The following is a 20,339-nucleotide window of genomic DNA, read 5'->3' as shown; positions in this document are numbered from 1 at the left end:
TCCGATCTCAGACGTCTTTGCTACCCTTAGCTTTCGCCATGATCATTTCGAGGTAGCCGAGCAGGACGGCCGAGACGACGAAGGCAAGATGGATGATCGTGAACCACATCAGCTTGCTATTGTCGTACTGGGTGGCGTTCAGGAAAATTTGCAGCAGGTGGATCGAGGAAATCGCCACGATCGAGGAGGCGACCTTGATCTTCAGGCTGCCGGAATCGAGTTTGCCGAGGAATGAGACCTCGCCTTCGCCTTCATCGAAGCGGCTGACGAAATTCTCGTAGCCGGAAATCATCACCATGACGATCAGGCTTGCCACCAGGGCAGCGTCGATGAGACCGAGGATCGCCAGAATCATGTCCGACTCTTCATATTGGAAGACGTTGATGGTGACCTTGTAGAATTTGTAGCCGAACGAGACGGCATAGACTGCCAGCGACGCCGCGAGACCCAGATAGAAGACGACCAGAATCCAGCGGCTGGAGAGAATGATGCGCTCGATCAGTAGTTCCAGGGACTTCATGTCTTTTCCTTTTTCGTTCGTCCGGCGCGGGACAATAGGTGGGCGGCCGCCTCGCGGCAAGGCGGGATAGTTTCACGACGGACGACAATTCGCGGCTATTCACAGTGGATATTTATTGGGTTATCCCGGTTGTGTGAATACCTCATGTCCAGGGCGGGACCGGTTATCATGGCAACGGTAAAATCCGACATCGAAATCGCGCGTGCCGCGAAGAAGCTGCCGATCATCGAGATCGGTGCGAAACTCGGCATTCCGGCCGAAGATCTTGCGCCTTACGGGCATGACAAGGCGAAGATCGGCGCCCAATTCATTGCCGCATTGAAAGACAAGCCGGACGGCAAGCTGATCCTCGTCACCGCCATCAATCCGACGCCGGCGGGCGAGGGTAAGACGACCACGACCGTCGGCCTTGGCGACGGGCTGAACCGCATCGGCAAGAAGGCGATCGTCTGCGTGCGCGAGGCGTCCCTCGGCCCTTGTTTCGGCGTCAAGGGCGGGGCTGCCGGCGGCGGCTATGCGCAGGTCATCCCGATGGAGGATATAAACCTTCACTTCACCGGCGATTTCCATGCCGTCACCTCGGCCCACAATCTGCTGGCGGCGCTGATCGACAACCACATTTACTGGGGCAACGAAGAAAACATCGATGTCCGCCGCATTACCTGGCGGCGCGCCATGGACATGAACGACCGTGCGCTGCGCGATATCGTCGCCTCGCTCGGGGGCGTGGCGAACGGCTATCCGCGCGAGGGCGGCTTCGACATCACCGTCGCTTCCGAAGTCATGGCGATCCTTTGTTTGGCTTCGGATCTGAAGGATCTGGAAAAGCGGCTCGGCGACATCATCATCGGCTATCGCCGCGATCGCACGCCGGTTTATGCCCGTGATCTCAAGGCTGACGGTGCGATGGCGGTGCTGTTGAAGGACGCGATGCAGCCGAACCTGGTGCAGACGCTGGAGAATAATCCGGCACTGGTGCATGGTGGTCCCTTCGCCAATATTGCCCATGGCTGCAATTCGGTGATCGCCACGCGCACGGCGCTGAAGCTTGCCGATTATGTCGTGACCGAAGCCGGGTTCGGCGCAGATCTCGGCGCGGAGAAGTTCTTCGACATCAAATGCCGCAAGGCCGGACTTTCTCCGGATGCGGCGGTCATCGTCGCGACCGTGCGGGCGCTGAAGATGAATGGTGGCGTCAAGAAGGACGATCTCGGTCAGGAGAATGTCGAGGCCCTGGTGAAGGGCTGCGCCAATCTCGGCCGGCACCTTGCCAATGTCCGCAAGTTCGGCGTGCCCGTCGTTGTCGCCATCAATCACTTCATCTCGGATACCGATGCCGAGATCGAGGCGGTGAAGAATTATGTCGCGCGGCTTGGCGCCGAGGCCATCCTCTGCCGCCATTGGGCTGAGGGTTCAGCGGGGATCGAGGAGCTGGCCTACAAGGTGGTGGAGCTCGCCGAATCCGGTCAGGCGAAATTCCAGCCGCTTTACCCCGACAATCTACCACTGCTCGAGAAGATCGAGATCGTCGCGTCGAAGATCTATCATGCCGGAGAGGTGACTGCCGATAAGGCCGTGCGCGACCAGCTGCGCTCCTGGGAGGACCAGGGCTATGGTCATCTGCCGGTCTGCATGGCGAAGACGCAATATTCCTTCTCGACAGATCCGAACGTGCGCGGCGCCCCGGAGGGGCATATCGTACAGGTCCGCGAAGTGCGCCTCTCGGCCGGCGCCGGCTTCGTCGTCGTCATCACCGGCGAGATCATGACCATGCCCGGCCTGCCAAAAGCGCCGGCGGCGGAACGGATTTTCCTCAATGATCAGGGCTATATCGAGGGATTGTTTTAAGTTCTGATTCCGGTGGAACTGGGCTTGTGTCGAGGTGACTGCTCTTAATGGCAATAGCGAAAGCCGCCGTTCCTCTTCAGTACATCCAGATGGAAATGCGTCTCGTGGGCGGCATCGCTTTCCGGGTCGAGGACGGTTGAGAAATAGAGGCAGGCGGAGGCGCTGGCGGTGCGCTGGAACGCGCCGGTCAGCGTCGGATCCTCGCGGCGGGGCTCGATGCCGATTGTCTTGCCGTTTTCGAAGGTGAAGCCGGCGATGTCGACGGCATTGCCGCGGGCATGTTCGGAGATCTTGCCGGTGGTGGCGTTGTTGCGCAGGCGGCAGATATAGGTCGAGGCCTGGTTGACTGTGACGATCCGGCCATTGTCCTTCAGCGCCGTGGCGGAGGGTATCACGCTTTCCTTCATCCAATGAGCGAGTGCCAGGGCGGTCTCGCAGCGCATCGTGCCTTCCGGTTTCATCTGGATGCCCGGTAGTGGTTCGGAAAGAGCGATCGGCTTGTCGATGCCGCAGCCATTGCCGTCGTCGATGCGGGGGATGTCCTTGAAGGTGGCGCCGATGGCGGTCAATTGCGCCAGGCAAGCCCGATGTTCGTCGTCCGATTCCCCCGCGATGGTCAGCAGCGGTCTGGGTGGCCCCTGCATTTCCCCGGTGGTTGACTGGGGCTCCGGAGCCTCCGGTTTCTCGATCGGGACAGGCGGCCCGGCGGAGGGCTGAGCTTGCTCTTGATCGGGTTTTTGCTGTGGCATCGGGCCGGTTTGGGGGAGGGATGCTGCTGTCAGCACGGTGATGGCAGTCATGGCGGAGATGATCCGGAATAGCATCAAGTATTTCACCCCTCTCTAATGAAGTATTTTGCCTGTTTCTAATGATGGCATGGTGGAAACGCTCGATGCAGCGATTTCGTTGCAATTCAGCAACTCTGCCGATCCACTTTTAAACATGATAATTTTATTCATGATTATCTTGGGTGGATATATTGACAATAATACTCATGTTTTTTATGCGGCAGAAAGAAGGCATATTTTTCCGCCTTGTTAACGGAATGAACCTAGCCAGCCCCTTGCGCTCTTAACGGTAGCAACCAGCCAGCCCGGTGAAGCAATTCGAAAGGAATGGTTATGGTTGTCCGGCACTCCCGCTCGGTTCTCTTGGCATGCACCGCGCTTCTGGCCCTTGGGCTCGGCACGGCGTCTTTTGCGCAGACTGCAACTCAGAATGAGACGGCCACAGACGATGCGGCGCCGAAGGGCGACCGTGTCACAGCTCTGAAGCCGATCGTCGTCAAGGGCAAGGCGGCAAAGGATGTGCTCGCCGACTCGCCGACGACCACCGAGACCACGGCGCAGCAGATCGACGACAAGCAGATCAACAGCATCGAGGATCTTGGCCGCAGCACTGAAATCGGCGTCGGCTTCAATCGCACCAGCGGTGGCGTCAACATCCGTGGCCTCGGCGACGACCGGGTGTTGACCACGGTCGACGGTATCGAGATTCCCTATCTGCTCGACGGCTCGCGCGATGCCGATGGTGGCGTCAACAGCTTCAGCTTCAATGCACTTTCGGCAGTCGATGTCGTGCGCGGCGCCGATTCCAGCCGTGCGGGCTCGGGTGCTCTAGGCGGTGCACTCGTATTACGCACATTGGAACCGGAAGACCTGATCGGTCCCGACGCCACTTGGGGCGGTATCTTCAAGTTCGGCTATGACGGAACCGACCGCAGTATCGGCGGTTCGGCAGGGGTTGCCAAGCGTATCGACAATACCGCCGTCCTCTTCCAGGGCGGCTATACGCATGGGCATGAGCGCGAAAACAACGGCGATGTCGGCGGCTACTCGACCAAGCGCACAGAGCAGGATCCAGCCGATTACAATGAGCGGAGCGGCTTGTTCAAGATCCGCCAGTATACCGATGTCGGCACCTTCGGCATTACGGCGGAGCATTACAACAAGGACAAGATCATCGACTGGCGCAGCGCCCAGAGCCTGACGGGCAACTTCCGCCCGGGCGACTACGACAAGACCGATAATGTCGAGCGCAACCGCGTGTCGCTCGATTACAAATATGAGGCCGAGAGCGCCGATTCCCTCATCGACACCGCCAATGCAGTCTTCTACTGGCAGAACCTGGTGCGCGAGAACGGGGCGGAAGGCTATCGCAATACCTCGGTTATCGGCGATTACTGGCGCCGAAACGAGCTGGAAGAACGAAGCATCGGCTTTAACGGCAATGCGTCGAAGTCCTTCGACACCGGCGATCTCCGTCACAATGTCACGGTTGGTCTCAACGTCGCCTTTTCCAAGGTGCATCAGTATTCAGCGGGCGAGGATAACTGCGCTCTTCCCCGTTGGCGCGCGACTTGCGCATTTTTGCACACCAACCAGTCTGATATGCCCGATGTTGATGGCAAGCGCGTCGGCGCCTTCATTGACGACAAGATCGAGATCGGCTCCAGCAACTTCTCGCTGACGCCGGGCCTGCGCTTCGATTGGTATGATTACGCGCCGAAGAACACGGCGGCCTATCGTGACAGCTCCAATTACACCGGCTTGCCGTCTGGCCAGTCTGATGTTCGCTTTTCACCGAAGCTTCGCGCCGCGTACCAGCCGCAGAACAATGTCGAATTCTATGCGCAATGGGCGATGGGCTTCCGGGCGCCGAATGCCAGCGAGCTCTACCTCAACTACGGCGTGCCCGGCGGTTATGTCAGCTATGGCAACTCCGACCTGAAGCCGGAGACCAGCAACGGCATCGAAATCGGCACCAACCTCGGCGATGACGATTTCGGCGGCCACATCGGCGCATTCTACAACAAATATAAGAACTTCATCGACACGGAAGTGTCCCGCGATCCGACCGGCACCTATCCGCTGGGGATCACCGAATACTTCAACCGCGCCAATGTCCGTATGTTCGGTATCGAGGTCAACGCGCACAAGAAGTTCGACAACGGTATCCACATCAAGGGCGCGCTTGCCTATGTCAACGGCAAGGACTCCGACAGCGGCGAATGGATCGACTCCGTCGCACCCGCCAAGGCGGCCTTCACTGTGGGATATGCGACCGACATATGGGGAACTGACCTGACCTTCATCGCAGCCACCAGCGAGCCGAAGAAGACCAGCGATAATTTCCGCACGCCCGGTTACGGCATCTTCGACCTGACTGGATGGTGGGAGCCAGAGCAGGTGAAGGGCCTGACGCTGCGCGCTGGCGTCTACAACATCTTCAACAAAACCTACTACGATGCACTTAGCGCCGCTACCACCACGACAATGACACAGCCCGCCGCCTTCTATTCCGAGCCCGGCCGGGTCTTCAAGCTGACGTTGACGCAGAAGTTCTAAGTCGTCTTATCGATGCAGCAAACTTGGGCGGTGCTTCGGCATCGCCTTTTTTTGTCCGTTAGGTTCGGCATCGGAAGGTTGCGCAATTGAAAATCGCAATGTTCGGTGTTATTGGAAACACGCAGTTTTTAACACTTTGAGAGAAAGAGAGAGGAGGACCGTATGAGCAAGATAGTTTGGCATATTCGCCAGTTCGGTCCGACTCCGGCCCTGCAAATGCGTTTGCAGGGCTGATCAGAGGCTGTCACTCACTCATTTCCTTCTGGTCTGCCCCTGTGGGTATCGCAGCGCCGAACGTTTCTGTTCGCGCGGCTGCGTCACGATGATTTACCGAACGACATCCGCTTGCGTGGCGACAAGGCGTCTCTGATCGACGCCGATGTCTTGTTCGGGTCAGACCGGAAGAAGACCATGACTCTGATCAATCTCCGCAATTTCGGCATCACGCTCGGTGTGCCGCTGATCTCCAATCTCAATTTCACCGTCGCGGCCGGCGACCGCATCGGCATCGTTGCGGCCAACGGACGGGGCAAGTCGACGCTGCTCAATTGCATCGCCGGCAGGCTGGAGCCGACGGTGGGGGATATTACCCGTTCGCGCGGCCTCACGGTTGGCTATGTCGAGCAGAATGTGCCCGCCGATCTCTCAAATGTCCCCTTTTACGATGCGGTTCTTCGCGCTCTGCCGGCCGAGCAGGCCGAGAGCGAGGGCTGGCGCGTCGATGTCACACTCGATTCACTCGACGTGCCGGAAGTGCTGCGCGGGAGGGCGCTTGCCGCGCTCAGCGGTGGCTGGCAGCGGCTGGCGATGCTTGCCCGCGTCTGGGTGACCGAGCCCGATGTTCTGCTCTTGGACGAGCCGACCAATCATCTCGATCTCGCCAAGATCGCTTTGCTGGAAGAGTGGCTGAACGCTCTGCCCCGCGATGTGCCGGTGCTGATCGCAAGCCATGACCGCGCCTTTCTTGACGCCGTCACCAACCGGACCCTATTCCTGCGGCAAGAGCAGTCGCAGACCTATGCCTTGCCCTACGGTAGGGCGCGGGCGGCGCTGGATGAGGCCGATGCCTCGGATGAGCGGCGTTTCCAGAAGGATATGAAGGTGGCGCAGCAACTGCGCAAGCAGGCGGCCAAGCTCAACAATCTCGGCATCAACTCCGGCAGCGACCTGCTGACGGTGAAGACGAAGCAGCTGAAGGCACGCGCCGAACGATTGGAAGAGGCGGCCCGGCCGGGCTATCAGGAACGTTCGGCTGGTGCGATCAAGCTTAGCAATCGCGGTACGCAGGCGAAAATACTGGTGACACTCGACGACGCCGCCGTCGAGACGCCGGACGGGACCTTGCTGTTCAAGACCGGCAAGCACTGGATCTGCCAGGGCGACCGTATCGTCCTGCTCGGGCCTAACGGCGCCGGCAAGACCCGGCTTGTCGAGATGATCCGCAAGGCCATTGCCGATCAGGCCGCCTTGGGAGCGGTCAAGACCACGCCGTCGCTGGTGCTCGGCTATAGCGACCAGGCCTTGTCCAATCTCGGTCAAGACGACACGCCACTTGGCGTCATCACGCGGCTGTTCGAGCTTGGCGAGCAACGGGCTCGCACGCTGCTAGCCGGCGCCGGCATGGGCATCGACATGCAGGGCCGCGCCATCGGCAGGCTTTCGGGCGGGCAAAAGGCCCGGCTGGCGATGCTGGTGCTCAGACTCACCAATCCCAACTTCTATCTGCTCGACGAGCCGACCAACCATCTCGATATTGACGGGCAGGAGGCGCTGGAGGGTGAGCTGATGGCGCAGGAGGCAAGCTGCCTGCTCGTCTCCCACGACCGCAGCTTCGTCCGAAACATCGGCAACCGTTTCTGGCTGATCGACCGGAAGAAGCTGATCGAGGTGGAAGGGCCGGAAGCGTTTTTTGCGGAAGCGGGACGGCGGGATTAGGGGAAGGCAAGGGAACGGGCCGAATATCGTTTCTGTCCGTTCCCTGAGATTGCGGCTTGCGCATCACGTCATCTCACGCTAACAATTCGCACCATGAACACGTCCTTGAACAACATTGCAGTTTGGTGGTGGGCTCGCTAAGGCGGCCTCGACCAATCGTGTTCAAAGACGACGAGTGAGCCGCCCGAGATTTCGAGGCGGCTTTTTTGTTATATTGGCCGTCTGTCATCCGGGCCTGATAACGGAGTGAGGAACAATGGTAACGATCCTTCGGGATGATGGTGCGGAAATCTACGAGACCAAGGGCGGGATTACCGTCACCCGGCAGCGTAGGCCGACGCCCTATGCGGATGCGGTTTTGTCCTATATCGACAAGCTCGACGAGCGCCGCGGCGCGGTGTTTTCGTCGAACTACGAATATCCCGGCCGTTATACTCGCTGGGACACCGCCGTCGTCGATCCGCCGCTCGGCCTGTCCTGCAATGGGCGCGACGTCTGGATCGAAGCCTATAACGAGCGTGGCGAGGTCATTCTCGGTTTCATCACTGAAAAGCTGAAGACGGTTTCGGAGGTGACGCTCGGCGCGTCGACGCCGCGCAAGCTCGACCTGACGGTAAAGACGCCGGATCGCGTCTTTACCGAGGAAGAGCGCTCGAAGATGCCGACGGTGTTCACCGTGCTGCGCGCCGTGACCGATCTCTTCTATTCGCAGGCCGATGCCAGCATCGGCTTCTACGGCGCCTTCGGCTATGATCTCGCTTTCCAGTTCGATGCCATCAATCTGAAGCTCAAGCGTCCCGACGACCAGCGCGACATGGTGCTTTACCTGCCGGACGAAATCCTGGTGGTCGACAACTATTCCGCCAAGGCCTGGATCGATCGCTACGATTTCGCCAAGGGCGGTATTTCCACCGAAGGCAAGGCCGGCGATATCGCTCCCGAGCCGTTCCATCATACCGACGCTATTCCGCCGAAGAGCGACCATCGTCCCGGCGAATATGCGGAACTTGTGACCAAGGCGAAGGAAAGCTTCCGCAAGGGTGATCTCTTCGAGGTTGTGCCCGGCCAGAAATTCATGGAGCGCTGCGACAGCAAGCCTTCGGATATTTCCAAGCGGCTGAAGGCGATCAATCCGTCGCCCTATTCCTTCTTCATCAATCTCGGCAACCAGGAATATCTGGTCGGCGCCTCGCCGGAAATGTTCGTGCGTGTCTCCGGCCGCCGCATCGAGACCTGCCCGATCTCGGGCACGATCAAGCGTGGCGACGATCCGATTGCCGATAGCGAGCAGATCCTGAAGTTGCTGAATTCCAAGAAGGACGAATCCGAGCTGACCATGTGCTCGGACGTTGACCGCAACGACAAGAGCCGCGTTTGCGAGCCGGGTTCGGTCAAGGTCATCGGCCGCCGGCAGATCGAGATGTATTCGCGCCTCATCCACACGGTCGACCATATTGAAGGTCGCCTGCGCGACGATATGGACGCCTTTGACGGCTTCCTGAGCCATGCATGGGCTGTCACCGTCACCGGTGCGCCGAAGCTCTGGGCCATGCGCTTCATCGAGAGCCATGAGAAGAGCCCGCGCGCATGGTATGGTGGCGCGATCGGCATGGTCGGCTTCAACGGCGACATGAACACCGGCCTGACGCTGCGCACCGTGCGTATCAAGGACGGTATTGCCGAGGTGCGCGCCGGCGCGACGTTGCTCAACGACTCGAACCCCGAGGAAGAAGAAGCCGAAACCGAACTGAAGGCCTCCGCCATGCTATCCGCCATCCGTGATGCCAAGACCGGCAATTCCGGCAAGCAGCAGCGCGACGTCGCGTCCGTCGGCAAGGGTGTGAAGATCCTGTTGATCGACCATGAAGACAGCTTCGTGCACACGCTGGCGAATTATTTCCGCCAGACAGGTGCCACGGTTTCGACCGTGCGTACGCCGGTACCGGAAGAGGTCTTCGACCGGCTGGATCCGGATCTGGTGGTGCTGTCGCCCGGTCCTGGCAATCCGAAGGACTTTGACTGCAAGGCGACGATCAAGAAGGCGAGGGCGCGCAATCTGCCGATCTTCGGCGTCTGCCTTGGTCTGCAGGCGCTGGCCGAAGCCTATGGTGGCGAGCTTCGCCATCTGGCCTTGCCGATGCACGGCAAGCCGTCACGTATCCGCGTGCTGGAGCCGGGCCTGGTGTTCTCCGGCCTTGGCCGCGAAGTCACCGTCGGCCGTTATCACTCCATCTTTGCCGATCCCTCGACGCTGCCGCGTGATTTCATGATCACGGCCGAAAGCGAGGATGGCACGATCATGGGTATTGAGCATGTGAAAGAGCCGATCGCGGCTGTGCAGTTCCATCCGGAATCGATCATGACGCTCGGCGGCGACGCCGGTATGCGGATGATCGAGAATGTGGTGGCACATCTGGCGCGCAAGGTGAAGACGAAGGCGGCCTGAGGCCGATCGCCGTTAGCTTCGAAGTTTGGACATGCCCGTATGCACTCTGAAAAAGTGCATGCGGGCATTTTTTTGGTAGAGCCAACAACTCACGACCTCATTGATGATAGCGATGAGTATGTCGCTGTAAATCTCGCTCACACAGGCATGTCATGGGCGGTTTGACTTGCCTCGGGTTGTAAATTAATCTTTCCGCGTTCCTGTGGGGCACATCGGCATGGAGGCCGAAAGGGCTAGGCCCGCCCGCTGATAATCTTCAGCAGGAGTCCGTCTATGCCAACCCTCGATACCTATCGCAAACAAGCCAAGCTGCTGATGCGCTGGCACCGTGATCGTGACTATTCCATTGGCGGAAGAGTTCGAACGCTCGACCGTTTCAGCGCGTTGACGGATCGCGAGATCCTGGCGATGAAATTCCCTTTGGCGCTGGCGCAAGAGATCGTTGCGGTCGAAGCGGGCCACAAAAATTGGGCTGAGTTGAAGGCGGTTGCCGCAGATGCGCCGAAGACGCCGGCCCCATCAACGGAGCCACCGGTTTTCAAGAGTGTCGTGCCGATCCTTTTCGTGCGGGATGTGACGGCCAGCGCGGCCTTCTTCAGGGACAGACTGGGCTTCGCGGCAGAATTCCTGCATGGCGCGCCACCTTTCTATGGAGCGGTGTCGCGCGACGGCATCTGGATTCACTTGCGGCTCGTCTATGAGCCCTATTTTGCGGCGGCTGCGGCAAGGGAGGGGTCGCTCATTCTGGCTTCGATCGAGGTCTCGAATGTCCAGGGGCTGTTCGAGGAGTTCAAGGCCAGGGGCGTGGAGTTCGCGCAGCCGCTGACCAAGCAGGCGTGGGGTGGCACCGATTTTCATGTGCGCGATCCGGACGGCAACGTGATCTCGTTTGTCGCGTTCAGATCGTGACGTTTGAAGCCGCCGCGGGCTGCCGGAAAGCGGCGGCCCCTTACATGTCCTCGCAGTCCTGCCAGCATTCCTCGAAGACCAGCTTGTCGAGCGGCAGGCGGTCGCGCCAGCCCTTCACGGCGAGTTCGGGCATATCATAGAGTTCTTCGACATAGCCGACGCAGAGCCAGGCGACGATTTTGACATGCTCCGGTATGTTGAGGATCGTCTTGATCGCGTCTTCGTGAAAAATGCTGACCCAGCCGACGCCGACGCCCTCGGCGCGGGCCGCCAGCCAAAGATTCTGGATGGCGCAGACTGTCGAATAGACATCCGTTGCGGGATTGTGCGTACGCCCGAGCACGACGGGGCCGCCGCGCTTGGTATCGCAGGTAATGCAGATGCTGAGCGGCGCCTTGCGGATGCCTTCGAGCTTCAGCCGCTGATATTGCGCGCGGCGATCCCCCTCGAACATCAGACAGGCTTCCTCATTCGCCTGGCTGAACGCCTGCCATACGCGTTCCCGCGTCTCGGCCTGCCTGATCATGATGAAATTCCACGGCTGCATGAAGCCGACGGACGGCGCGTGGTGGGCGGCCTCGAGCAGGCGGCGGACGAGGTCTTCGGGGAGGGGATCTGAGCGGAACTGGTCGCGCACATCGCGGCGGGTTTCGATGGCGTGGTAGACAGCAGCGCGTTCCGCTTCCGAAAAGGCGCATGCCGCGATCAGATGATCCAGCTCCTTTGGCAACGCGGCGGCGGGAGGAAGGGTGTTCGGATCGATGCGATCATCAAGAGCGGGCATGTTCAACCATGGTTTTACCGAGGACGGCGATGTGTTGGGCTAGGATATAGCTTAGTGCGCGATCACGCGGGAAACTACCAATATGATTTTCACTGGCGAGCCCGCGAGCAGTTTGGCGACTCGGCCTCGTTTAACCGGTGTATTGGGGATAAATTGTGGTGTGCCAGGCGCAGGTCATCCTTTGACAAATGGCACGTTCTGCACCATATGAGCCCCCAATGAGCCGCCTGCGCGAATTTCGCGCGGGCGGTTTTGCATTTCAATGGCGCTGTTTTTGCAATTCATTCGCATATGCATGGGCCGCATCCGCTTTGGAGATACGCATGAACGAGCAAGGCAACCAGACGATACGGCGACTAGCCTTCTGGGGCATGCCGCTATCCCTTGGCGTCATGGGACTGAAGATGGCCGCCTGGTGGGTGACGGGTTCCGTCGCGCTGCTGTCGGATGGTCTCGAATCCGTCGTCAATGTCGTAGCCGCCTTTATCGCCTTCTTCGTCATCCGCTATGCGCAAAAGCCCGCCGATCACGACCATCCCTTCGGCCATCACAAGGCGGAATATCTTTCCGCCGTCACCGAGGGCGTGATGATCGTCGTCGCGGCGCTGATGATCGTGCAGGAGGCGATGGGGCATCTCGGCAATCCGCAGCCGATGCAGGCGCCTGTCCTCGGCCTTGCGATCAATCTCGTTGCCGGCGTCATTAATGCCTTCTGGGCGGTGACCTTGATCCGCGCAGGTCGGGAGCATCGGTCTCCGGCGCTGACAGCGGATGGGCAGCACATCATGTCGGATGTCTATACCTCCGTCGGCGTGCTTGTCGGCCTGCTCCTGGCGCTTGGCACCGGCTATCCGATCTTCGACCCAGTGCTTGCCATTCTCGTCGCCATCAACATTCTCTACCAGGGCTGGAAGGTCATCTCGACCTCCATCGACGGACTGATGGACAAGGCCGTTTTGCCGGAAGAGGAAGTGGTGATCAAGGAGGCGATCGCGACGCATGCGGGCGGTTCGCTCGGCGTGCATGACCTGAAGACGCGCCGGGCAGGGGCTGTGACTTTCGTCGATTTTCATCTTGTCGTGCCCGCCGCCATGCCGGTACGTGAAGCGCATCGTATCTGCGACCGCCTTGAAGACGCCATACGGGCGATCCATGCGGGCGCGGAAATAACCATTCATGTGGAACCGGAGGGCGAGAAGGCTCACGGCATCCGCGTCAAAGTGATCAAGGAGACCTGATATGCCCAAGACCGATGTTTCCGGCCTGTCGATGCTCGGCAACCAGACGGAAACGGCCGCGAACCCCGAAGTGGCCATTCTCGAGAAGGTGCCAGCCGGCCATGCCGGCACGGATTATGTCGTGCGCTTCACCGCGCCGGAATTCACCTCGCTCTGCCCGATGACCGGCCAGCCCGATTTCGCCCATATCGTCATCGACTATGTACCGAACGAATGGCTGGTGGAATCGAAGTCACTGAAACTCTTCCTGCATTCCTTCCGCAACCACGGCGCTTTCCATGAGGATTGCTCGATCTATATCGCCAAGCGGCTGGTGGAACTGCTGGAGCCCAAGTGGCTGCGGATCGGCGCCTACTGGTATCCGCGCGGCGGCATCCCGATCGACGTTTTCTGGCAGACGGGCAAGCCGCCGGAAGGTGTGTGGCTGCCGGATCAGGGCGTGCAGCCCTATCGCGGCAGAGGCTGAATGAAAAAGGCCGCCATCCTGAGGATGGCGGCCTTTTCCTTGAGTCACGTAGCCTGACCTCAGGCAAACGAGCTGTCGTCGCCGCTATTGTCGAACGAATCGTCATTGGCGTCGTCCTGAGCGTCCTGGGCAGCATCCTGGGCGTAATCGGCCGCGCTCTGATCATTTTGGCTGCTATTGTCGTCGTTGCCGTAATAGTTGTTGATGACCGTCTCCTGGGCCGGCTGTCCGGCAATGCCGGCAGCGGCCCCAGTGCCTGTGCCGCCGAAGAGGCCGCCGAGACCGCCTGCGGCGGAACCGCCCAGATGCGGGCTGAAGAGGCTGGAAAGCGATTCCGCCAGCATCACGCCGCCGGCGACGCCGGCTGCCGTGCCAAGGGCTCCGCGCAGGAAGCTGCCGCCGGCCGAAGGCGCTGCCGCCTGCTGGCTCCAGGGACCGCTCGGCTGTTGCTGGCCGCCCCATGGGCCGGGCTGTGGCTGAGCATTGCGGGCGTAATCGTCATAGAGATGGCCCTGCTGCTGCGGATAGCCGGCTTGCGGCGCGGGACCGCGTTGTTGCTGCTGGCCGCCGCCGAAGAGCGAGCCGAGGCCACCGAGGAAGCCACCGCTTTGGGCCTGCGCGTGGTTGTCGGTGCCCTGCTGCTCCAGCTCGTGCACGCGAGCTTCGAGTTGCTGGATGCGGTCGGCCGCAGCCTTCATGCCCTGTTCCTGCATGATGACGGCCTGCGCGAGAAAATAGGGCGCGTACGGCTGGTCGTGAACCGACTGGTTGATGAAGGTTTCCGCATCAGCGTCGCGCTGGGTGCTGGCTGCGGAGCGGACGCGGTCGAAGAGAGACGCGAGCAATTGACGTTCTTCAGGCGACATGATGGCCTCCTTGGCGATCTGTTGCTGCAAATTCGGGGCGCGATTTCTCTCGCGCTGACCTGACGTAAGATGCAATTTCGGTTTTTCAAAGCCGCGGCAAGTTACATTTCGGTAACCCGCAACCATAGTGGCATGCTTTCGTGGTCTATTCGCGCCTTGTCTTTTTCCAGCATTGTTTTACGCATTGAGTCGCACTATGTGCGGTGAACGACGCATCATGCTGGAGACTTGCGAATGAACGACGAAGACGAACAGGAAGACAAGAAGAACGAAGCGCCGTTGGGCAAGGACGCGGAGGCGAATCTTTTCAAGTCGCGCTCGATCTTCATTTACGGCGGCATCACGCAGGAATTGGCTCAGAAGGTCTGCTCGCAGCTCGTCGCGCTTTCTTCCGCCAGCGATGACGATATCCGCATCTACGTGAATTCGCCCGGCGGCCACGTCGAATCCGGCGACTCCATTCACGACATGATCAAATTCATCAAGCCGAAGGTCTGGATCATCGGCACCGGCTGGGTCGCTTCCGCCGGCGCGCTGATCTACGTTTCGGTTCCCAAGGAGCGTCGTATTTGCCTGCCGAACACGCGCTTCCTGCTGCATCAACCGTCCGGTGGCACGCGCGGCATGGCCTCCGATATCGAGATCCAGGCACGCGAGATCATCAAGATGAACGAGCGTCTGAACCGGATCTTCTCGGAAGCCACCGGCCAGCCGATCGAAAAGATCGCCAAGGACACCGATCGCGATTACTGGCTGTCCGCCGAAGAAGCCAAGGCTTACGGCCTGGTTTCGCGGATCGTCACGTCTCAGGCCGAGATTTGATCTAGCGATATCGATTGTAGGCGCCCTCGCTTGCCGGAAGGCAGGCGGGGGCGTTTTTCGTGCAGCGACAGCTGTTTTAACCGCGAATGATGGGTTGAGCTGTCCTTCGGCAACGTCTATCTGGGGCCTACCTCAAGAGACCCTTCCGCGAACAACAAGGCGCATATCGGCATGACCCCAGACTTCCTCGTCACCCATTCCGGTGGCTTCCATGCCGACGAACTGCTGTCCAGTGTCATCCTGACCCGGCTTTTCCCACTGGCTCGTATCGTCCGCAGCAGGGCGCCGGAATGGATCACGCCCGGCGCGGACCGCATCATCTACGATGTGGGCGGCATTTATGACGCTGCTGAGCGGATATTCGATCACCACCAGCGCGGCGCACCGCTGCGCGACGATGGCCAGCCCTACAGTTCGTTCGGATTGATCTGGAAACACTACGGCCGCGATTATCTCGCCGCTTTCGGCCTGCCGGAAGCGCATATCGAGGCGCTACACACCTCTTTCGACAACAGCTTCGTTCTGCCGGTCGATCTGGTCGACAATGGCGCGCTCAGCCCCTCCATTGCCGGGCAGTTGGCCGGGCTCACGCTGCCGGCTCTGCTCGAAACTCTGAAACCCGTTTTTGATGAGACTGACCCCGAGGCGGAAGATCGCGGTTTCCAAAATGCGCTTGGCATTGCCCGCAGTTTCGTTGAGGCAAGGATCGGCCAGAGCGCTGCAAAATTGCGCGCCGAGGCGCTGGTGCACCAGGCAATCGTCGAGACAGGCGAGGGGCGTATTCTGGAACTCCCGATGGGAATGCCCTTCCGTCCCGCCATCGTGAAGGCGGGCGCCGATCACCTGCTGTTTGTCGTTCACCCGCGCGACAAGGACTGGTGCCTGACCGGTATCCGCCGCGCCGACCAAGGATTTGAGTTGCGCGCAGACCTGCCCGCGGCATGGGCTGGCCTTACCAACGGCGATCTGGAAGCGGCTTGCGGCGTGGAGGGAGCGAGCTTCTGCCACAATGGCCGTTTCATCGCTGCTGCCAAGACCCGCGAGGCCGCTCTTGCCATGGCTGAGCTGGCCGTAACGGAAGCTGTCTCCATCGAGCAGAAGCCCGCAGTCGATGCGGGCCTTGTGTAAAGCCGACTGTTCTCGTCACCTAATAGCCAAGATTGGCGGTTCGTCTATTCTCGTCGTATATATGGTTCTGACAAGCATGTGGGGTGATCGCCGCCGCGCGGCTAGAACCCAGCCGTGCTGAAAGGGAGTTCGAGATTGGCCGTTGCCTTCACCAAGGAAGAGAGTTTCGAAACTGCTTCGGAAACCCTGCTGCCCGACCGTCCGATCTCGCCGCACCCGAACCTTGTGACGGAAGCGGGGCTGAAAGCTCTTGAATTGCAGCTGCAACAAGCACGCGCGGCCTATGCTGCCGCGAGTACGATCGAAGACGTGAATGAGCGTCGGCGCCAGGCAGCCGGTCCGTTGCGCGATCTGCGCTACCTGGCGGAAAGAATTCGCACGGCTCAGCCTATCCCTGCGCCTGCTTCGACCGACACGGTTGCCTTCGGGAGCACCGTGACCTTCAGTCGCGACGATGGGCGCGTGCAGACCTATCGTATCGTCGGGGAGGACGAAGCGGACCCGAAGGCCGGCTCGATTTCCTTCGTATCGCCGGTGGCAAAGCTGCTGATGGGCAAAGCGGTTGGAGATGTCGCGAGCGTCGGTGATCAGGAACTCGAGATTATTGCCATCTCGTAGAGCGCACATTTGGCTACCGTGCGAGCGCGATCAGCTTTAGCTTCGCGCCACGCTTCCCTAAAACAGCACTTGCATGACCACCCCCCAAGATGCTCCATGCGCTCCCGCGCATCCACGAGTCCTGTACCACTGCCATGCTCAAAGATTTCTCCCTTCAAAGCCTGTTCATGGGCTGCCTCATCGCCTTTGTCGGCTTTGCCAGCTCCTTTGCGGTCATCGTGCATGGGTTGCAGGCGGTAGGGGCGACGGATGCGCAGGCGGCGTCCGGGTTGATGGCTCTGTCGGTTTCCATGGGCGTTTGCGCCATTCTGGTCAGTGCCGTCACGAAGATGCCGATCAGCATTGCCTGGTCGACGCCGGGGGCGGCGTTGCTGGCCAGCAGCGGCGCGATCGAGGGTGGTTTTCCGGTGGCGGTGGGTGCGTTTCTGGTCTGCGCGGTGCTGATCGTGATTGCTGGCCTGTTTCGGCCGCTTGGGCGCGCTGTGGCGGCTATTCCGGCGCCATTGGCGAATGCCATGCTCGCCGGTGTGCTGATCGGGCTTTGCTTTGCGCCGGTCAACGCGATCGCCTTCAATCCGTTGCTCGGCCTGCCCATCGTTCTTGCCTGGATCGTGGTCGGCGCGGTCAAGCGGCTCTGGGCGGTGCCGGCGGCGGTGGTCGCCTTCGCGCTGGTGCTGACCTTCGGCGTGAATATACCGGATGGAGCGCTGATGTCGCTGGAGCATTCGCTGCTGCCAAGCGTCGAACTGGTCAGGCCAGTCTTCACCGTCGCCGGGCTCGTCTCCATTGCACTGCCGCTGTTCATCGTCACCATGGCATCGCAGAATATTCCGGGGATCGCGGTGCTGAAGGTGCATCACTATGATCCGAAGCCCGGCCCGCTCTTTGCCGTCACCGGCCTGTTTTCGCTGCTGAGTGCGCCCTTCGGCGGCAATGCCGTCAATCTTGCCGCCGTCACCGCTGCCATGTGCGCCGGGCAGGACGCGCATGCCGATCCCAAGCGACGTTATTGGGCGGCCATCATCGCAGGTGTCGTCTATATCATCCTCGGATTGCTTGCGAGCGCCGTCATCGCCTTCGTGACCTTGGCGCCGCCGGTCCTGATCGAGGCCGTTGCGGGGTTAGCGCTGGTTGGGGCTCTGTCCAACTCGGCCATGAACGCCTTTCAAAGGGCAGAATCGCGCGAGGCGGCGGCGGTCACCTTTCTCGTTACGGCATCCGGTGTGTCCTTTGCCGGGATTTCCGGCGCCTTCTGGGGCCTGATTGCCGGCTTGTTGATGATGGCGCTCTCGCATTTGGTGCAGATGCTGAAAAGATAAGCAGGGGGTTGCTTCCTTTCCACCGCGCGGTTATAAGCGCGGTCATGAAGACGACTGGCGCAAAGATTTCCGAGCAGATTGTACGTGGGCGCATTGCCCTGCGTGACAATACGCGCGCCCTCACTTCGCTTCTTCTTCTCGGCCTTACGCGCGGTTGCCGGGTCCTTTGAGGAGCGCTCGGCGGCCGTAAAGCCCGCCCGGCCATCGCTCCTCGAGACACACTCCCAAAATCGACAGCATACCCGTAGCGGGTCCGTATTTGTCATCGCCAAGCCGCCTATGATCGGCTAAGACGCGGGGCATATGACGGGAAAGGAAGAGACGAAACCATGGACGCGAACAGCCATTCCCCCAAAGGCATGCCCGAAGCAGCGGTGAAATACCGCTCTTATCCGCAGATCAATATTCCCGACCGAACCTGGCCTTCCAAAGTCATCACCAAGGCGCCGATCTGGTGTTCCGTGGATCTGCGCGACGGCAATCAGGCGCTGGTCGACCCGATGGGTCACGACCGCAAGGCGCGCATGTTCCAGCTGCTGCTGGACATGGGCTTCAAGGAAATCGAGATCGGTTTCCCTTCGGCTTCGCAGACCGACTTTGATTTCGCCCGCTGGTGCATCGAGCAGGGCAATGTGCCGCACGATGTGTCGCTGCAGGTCCTAGTGCAGTGCCGGCCCGAGCTGATCACCCGCACTTTCGAATCCCTGGAAGGCGCCAACAAGCCGATCGTGCATTTCTACAATTCCACCAGCGAATTGCAGCGCCGCGTGGTGTTTGCCAAGGATGTGCAGGGCATCAAGCAGATCGCCGTCGATGCGGCCAAGATGATCACCGACATGGCGGCCAAGGCCGGCGGCGGCTATCGCTTCGAATATTCGCCGGAAAGCTTTACCGGCACCGAGCTGGATGTGGCGCTGGAAATCTGCAACGCCGTCATCGAAGTGGTGAAGCCTACGCCGGACAACAAGCTGATCATCAACCTGCCGTCCACTGTCGAAATGGCGACGCCGAACATCTATGCCGACCAGATCGAATGGATGTGCCGCAATCTCGACAATCGTGAAAACCTGCTGATCTCGCTGCACCCGCACAATGACCGCGGCACCGGCATCGCCGCCGCCGAGCTGGCTCTGCTGGCCGGCGCCGACCGTGTCGAAGGCACGCTGTTCGGCAATGGCGAGCGCACCGGCAATGTCGATGTCGTCACCATGGCGCTAAATATGTTCACGCAGGGCGTCGATCCGGAACTGGATTGCTCCAATATCGAGCGCATGAAGGACGTCTTTGAATATTCCAACCAGATGGCGATCGGCGAGCGTCATCCTTACGTCGGCGAACTGGTCTACACCGCCTTTTCCGGCTCGCATCAGGATGCGATCAACAAGGGCATGAAGGCGGCGAAGGTTGCCAATCATCCCGTCTGGGAAGTGCCGTATCTGCCGATCGACCCGCAGGATGTAGGCCGCAATTACGAGGCGATTATCCGCATCAACTCGCAGTCCGGCAAGGGCGGCATCGCCTATATCATGCAACAGGATTACGGCCTCAACCTGCCGCGCAACCTGCAGGTGGAATATCGCGAAGAGATCCAGAAGATCACCGACGAAGAAGGCAAGGAGCTGCCGGCCAAGCGGATCTACGAGCACTTCATCGAGCGCTATGTGGATCAGCCGGGTGCCCGCATCCGTTTCGTCGATCACCATACCTTTGCCGACCCCGAGCATAAGGGTCTGCGCATCGTCGCAGCCGAGATTACCGACAATGGCGAGGTGAAGCGTATCGAAGGCCGTGGCAACGGCCCGATCGATGGCTTCATCAATGCGCTGTCGATCTATCTCGGTATTCAGATGACGGTCGAGGATTATTCCGAGCATTCGCTGCAGCATGGCTCCAACGCCGCGGCGATCTCCTATGTCGAGACCTCCTATCCCGGCGGCAAGCTCTTCGGTGCCGGCATCAACACCAACATCGTCGCCGCTTCTCTCGAGGCGATCGTCTCGGCGGCGAACCGCGTGCTCGATATCAAGGCGAAGAAGGGCTGAATTTCAGCCACTAAAAAGTTCAGTGAAGACAAAATCCCCTCGAGCTGATCG

The 20,339-nt window shown here is 60.1% G+C and carries 16 protein-coding genes; 12 read left to right on the top strand and 4 right to left on the bottom strand.

Annotated elements, in window-relative coordinates:
* Positions 1 to 7 precede the first annotated feature (7 nt).
* Positions 8 to 520, bottom strand: coding sequence for a TIGR00645 family protein (locus AC1RO0_RS04770; protein WP_498591766.1), 513 nt, complete (start codon positions 518 to 520; stop codon positions 8 to 10).
* Positions 521 to 688: 168 nt separating this feature from the next.
* Between AC1RO0_RS04770 and AC1RO0_RS04765 the strand changes: the two genes are divergently transcribed.
* Positions 689 to 2,368, top strand: a complete 1,680-nt coding sequence (locus tag AC1RO0_RS04765) for a formate--tetrahydrofolate ligase (RefSeq protein WP_498591765.1) — start codon at positions 689 to 691, stop codon at positions 2,366 to 2,368.
* A gap of 44 nt (positions 2,369 to 2,412) precedes the next feature.
* Here the strand turns inward: AC1RO0_RS04765 and AC1RO0_RS04760 are convergent, their stop codons facing one another.
* Entirely contained in the window at positions 2,413 to 3,192 is a 780-nt protein-coding gene (locus AC1RO0_RS04760; protein WP_498591764.1) for an extensin-like domain-containing protein, read from the bottom strand.
* A gap of 297 nt (positions 3,193 to 3,489) precedes the next feature.
* Here AC1RO0_RS04760 and AC1RO0_RS04755 point away from each other — a divergent pair, with 297 nt between their 5' ends.
* The 4 genes from AC1RO0_RS04755 to AC1RO0_RS04740 all read left to right on the top strand — a co-directional run bounded on the left by AC1RO0_RS04755 (position 3,490) and on the right by AC1RO0_RS04740 (position 11,005).
* Entirely contained in the window at positions 3,490 to 5,715 is a 2,226-nt protein-coding gene (locus tag AC1RO0_RS04755) for a TonB-dependent hemoglobin/transferrin/lactoferrin family receptor (RefSeq protein WP_498591763.1), read from the top strand.
* 411 nt (positions 5,716 to 6,126) lie between these two features.
* The gene (locus AC1RO0_RS04750) at positions 6,127 to 7,650 is read left to right on the top strand and encodes an ABC-F family ATP-binding cassette domain-containing protein (RefSeq protein ID WP_498591762.1); all 1,524 of its coding nucleotides are present in this window, start codon (positions 6,127 to 6,129) and stop codon (positions 7,648 to 7,650) included.
* A gap of 256 nt (positions 7,651 to 7,906) precedes the next feature.
* Positions 7,907 to 10,096, top strand: a complete 2,190-nt coding sequence (locus tag AC1RO0_RS04745) for an anthranilate synthase (protein ID WP_498591761.1) — start codon at positions 7,907 to 7,909, stop codon at positions 10,094 to 10,096.
* Between the two features lie 273 nt (positions 10,097 to 10,369).
* On the top strand, positions 10,370 to 11,005 hold the full coding sequence (locus AC1RO0_RS04740; protein ID WP_498591760.1) for a glyoxalase superfamily protein: 636 nt from the start codon (positions 10,370 to 10,372) through the stop codon (positions 11,003 to 11,005).
* Positions 11,006 to 11,045: 40 nt separating this feature from the next.
* Here the strand turns inward: AC1RO0_RS04740 and bluB are convergent, their stop codons facing one another.
* Positions 11,046 to 11,789 (bottom strand): 5,6-dimethylbenzimidazole synthase, encoded by a 744-nt coding sequence (gene bluB, locus AC1RO0_RS04735; RefSeq protein ID WP_498591759.1) that lies wholly within the window; start codon positions 11,787 to 11,789, stop codon positions 11,046 to 11,048.
* Between the two features lie 323 nt (positions 11,790 to 12,112).
* Between bluB and emfA the strand changes: the two genes are divergently transcribed.
* Both emfA and queF read left to right on the top strand, forming a co-directional pair.
* Positions 12,113 to 13,027, top strand: a complete 915-nt coding sequence (emfA, locus tag AC1RO0_RS04730) for a CDF family cation efflux transporter EmfA (RefSeq protein WP_498591758.1) — start codon at positions 12,113 to 12,115, stop codon at positions 13,025 to 13,027.
* 1 nt (position 13,028) lies between these two features.
* Positions 13,029 to 13,493, top strand: coding sequence for a preQ(1) synthase (gene queF, locus AC1RO0_RS04725; RefSeq protein WP_498591757.1), 465 nt, complete (start codon positions 13,029 to 13,031; stop codon positions 13,491 to 13,493).
* A 59-nt stretch (positions 13,494 to 13,552) separates the two neighbouring features.
* On the opposite strand, the gene AC1RO0_RS04720 is transcribed toward queF, so the two are convergent.
* Positions 13,553 to 14,359, bottom strand: coding sequence for a DUF2076 domain-containing protein (locus AC1RO0_RS04720; protein WP_498591756.1), 807 nt, complete (start codon positions 14,357 to 14,359; stop codon positions 13,553 to 13,555).
* A gap of 234 nt (positions 14,360 to 14,593) precedes the next feature.
* On the opposite strand from AC1RO0_RS04720, the gene AC1RO0_RS04715 reads away from it, so the two are divergent.
* From AC1RO0_RS04715 to leuA, 5 genes are all read left to right on the top strand, one after another.
* Positions 14,594 to 15,181 (top strand): ATP-dependent Clp protease proteolytic subunit, encoded by a 588-nt coding sequence (locus tag AC1RO0_RS04715; RefSeq protein ID WP_007692466.1) that lies wholly within the window; start codon positions 14,594 to 14,596, stop codon positions 15,179 to 15,181.
* A gap of 171 nt (positions 15,182 to 15,352) precedes the next feature.
* Positions 15,353 to 16,309 (top strand): MYG1 family protein, encoded by a 957-nt coding sequence (locus AC1RO0_RS04710; RefSeq protein WP_498591755.1) that lies wholly within the window; start codon positions 15,353 to 15,355, stop codon positions 16,307 to 16,309.
* A gap of 135 nt (positions 16,310 to 16,444) precedes the next feature.
* Complete coding sequence (gene greA, locus AC1RO0_RS04705; protein ID WP_498591754.1) at positions 16,445 to 16,927, top strand: transcription elongation factor GreA; 483 nt, start codon at positions 16,445 to 16,447, stop codon at positions 16,925 to 16,927.
* A 134-nt stretch (positions 16,928 to 17,061) separates the two neighbouring features.
* Positions 17,062 to 18,246 carry a benzoate/H(+) symporter BenE family transporter gene (locus AC1RO0_RS04700; RefSeq protein ID WP_498591753.1) on the top strand — a complete coding sequence of 395 codons (1,185 nt, stop codon included), beginning with the start codon at positions 17,062 to 17,064 and terminating at the stop codon, positions 18,244 to 18,246.
* Positions 18,247 to 18,575: 329 nt separating this feature from the next.
* A complete protein-coding gene (gene leuA, locus AC1RO0_RS04695) occupies positions 18,576 to 20,288 on the top strand; it encodes a 2-isopropylmalate synthase (RefSeq protein ID WP_498591752.1) in 1,713 nt (570 codons plus the stop codon).
* Positions 20,289 to 20,339: the final 51 nt, after the last annotated feature.

The organism is Rhizobium sp. GW821-FHT14E12 (genome assembly GCF_058803745.1).
Note: the sequence above shows the minus strand (reverse complement) of the source record. Positions and strands in the feature narration are given on the sequence as shown.

Coding starts and splice junctions, on each gene's coding strand:
- AC1RO0_RS04755 (WP_498591763.1), top strand. CDS start 3,490: ATGGTTGTCCGGCACTCCCGCTCGGTTCTCTTGGCATGCACCGCGCTT.
- AC1RO0_RS04765 (WP_498591765.1), top strand. CDS start 689: ATGGCAACGGTAAAATCCGACATCGAAATCGCGCGTGCCGCGAAGAAG.
- AC1RO0_RS04700 (WP_498591753.1), top strand. CDS start 17,062: ATGCTCAAAGATTTCTCCCTTCAAAGCCTGTTCATGGGCTGCCTCATC.
- leuA (WP_498591752.1), top strand. CDS start 18,576: ATGGACGCGAACAGCCATTCCCCCAAAGGCATGCCCGAAGCAGCGGTG.
- AC1RO0_RS04750 (WP_498591762.1), top strand. CDS start 6,127: ATGACTCTGATCAATCTCCGCAATTTCGGCATCACGCTCGGTGTGCCG.
- bluB (WP_498591759.1), bottom strand. CDS start 11,789: ATGCCCGCTCTTGATGATCGCATCGATCCGAACACCCTTCCTCCCGCC.
- AC1RO0_RS04760 (WP_498591764.1), bottom strand. CDS start 3,192: ATGCTATTCCGGATCATCTCCGCCATGACTGCCATCACCGTGCTGACA.
- AC1RO0_RS04770 (WP_498591766.1), bottom strand. CDS start 520: ATGAAGTCCCTGGAACTACTGATCGAGCGCATCATTCTCTCCAGCCGC.
- AC1RO0_RS04720 (WP_498591756.1), bottom strand. CDS start 14,359: ATGTCGCCTGAAGAACGTCAATTGCTCGCGTCTCTCTTCGACCGCGTC.
- AC1RO0_RS04710 (WP_498591755.1), top strand. CDS start 15,353: ATGACCCCAGACTTCCTCGTCACCCATTCCGGTGGCTTCCATGCCGAC.
- emfA (WP_498591758.1), top strand. CDS start 12,113: ATGAACGAGCAAGGCAACCAGACGATACGGCGACTAGCCTTCTGGGGC.
- AC1RO0_RS04740 (WP_498591760.1), top strand. CDS start 10,370: ATGCCAACCCTCGATACCTATCGCAAACAAGCCAAGCTGCTGATGCGC.
- AC1RO0_RS04745 (WP_498591761.1), top strand. CDS start 7,907: ATGGTAACGATCCTTCGGGATGATGGTGCGGAAATCTACGAGACCAAG.
- queF (WP_498591757.1), top strand. CDS start 13,029: ATGCCCAAGACCGATGTTTCCGGCCTGTCGATGCTCGGCAACCAGACG.
- AC1RO0_RS04715 (WP_007692466.1), top strand. CDS start 14,594: ATGAACGACGAAGACGAACAGGAAGACAAGAAGAACGAAGCGCCGTTG.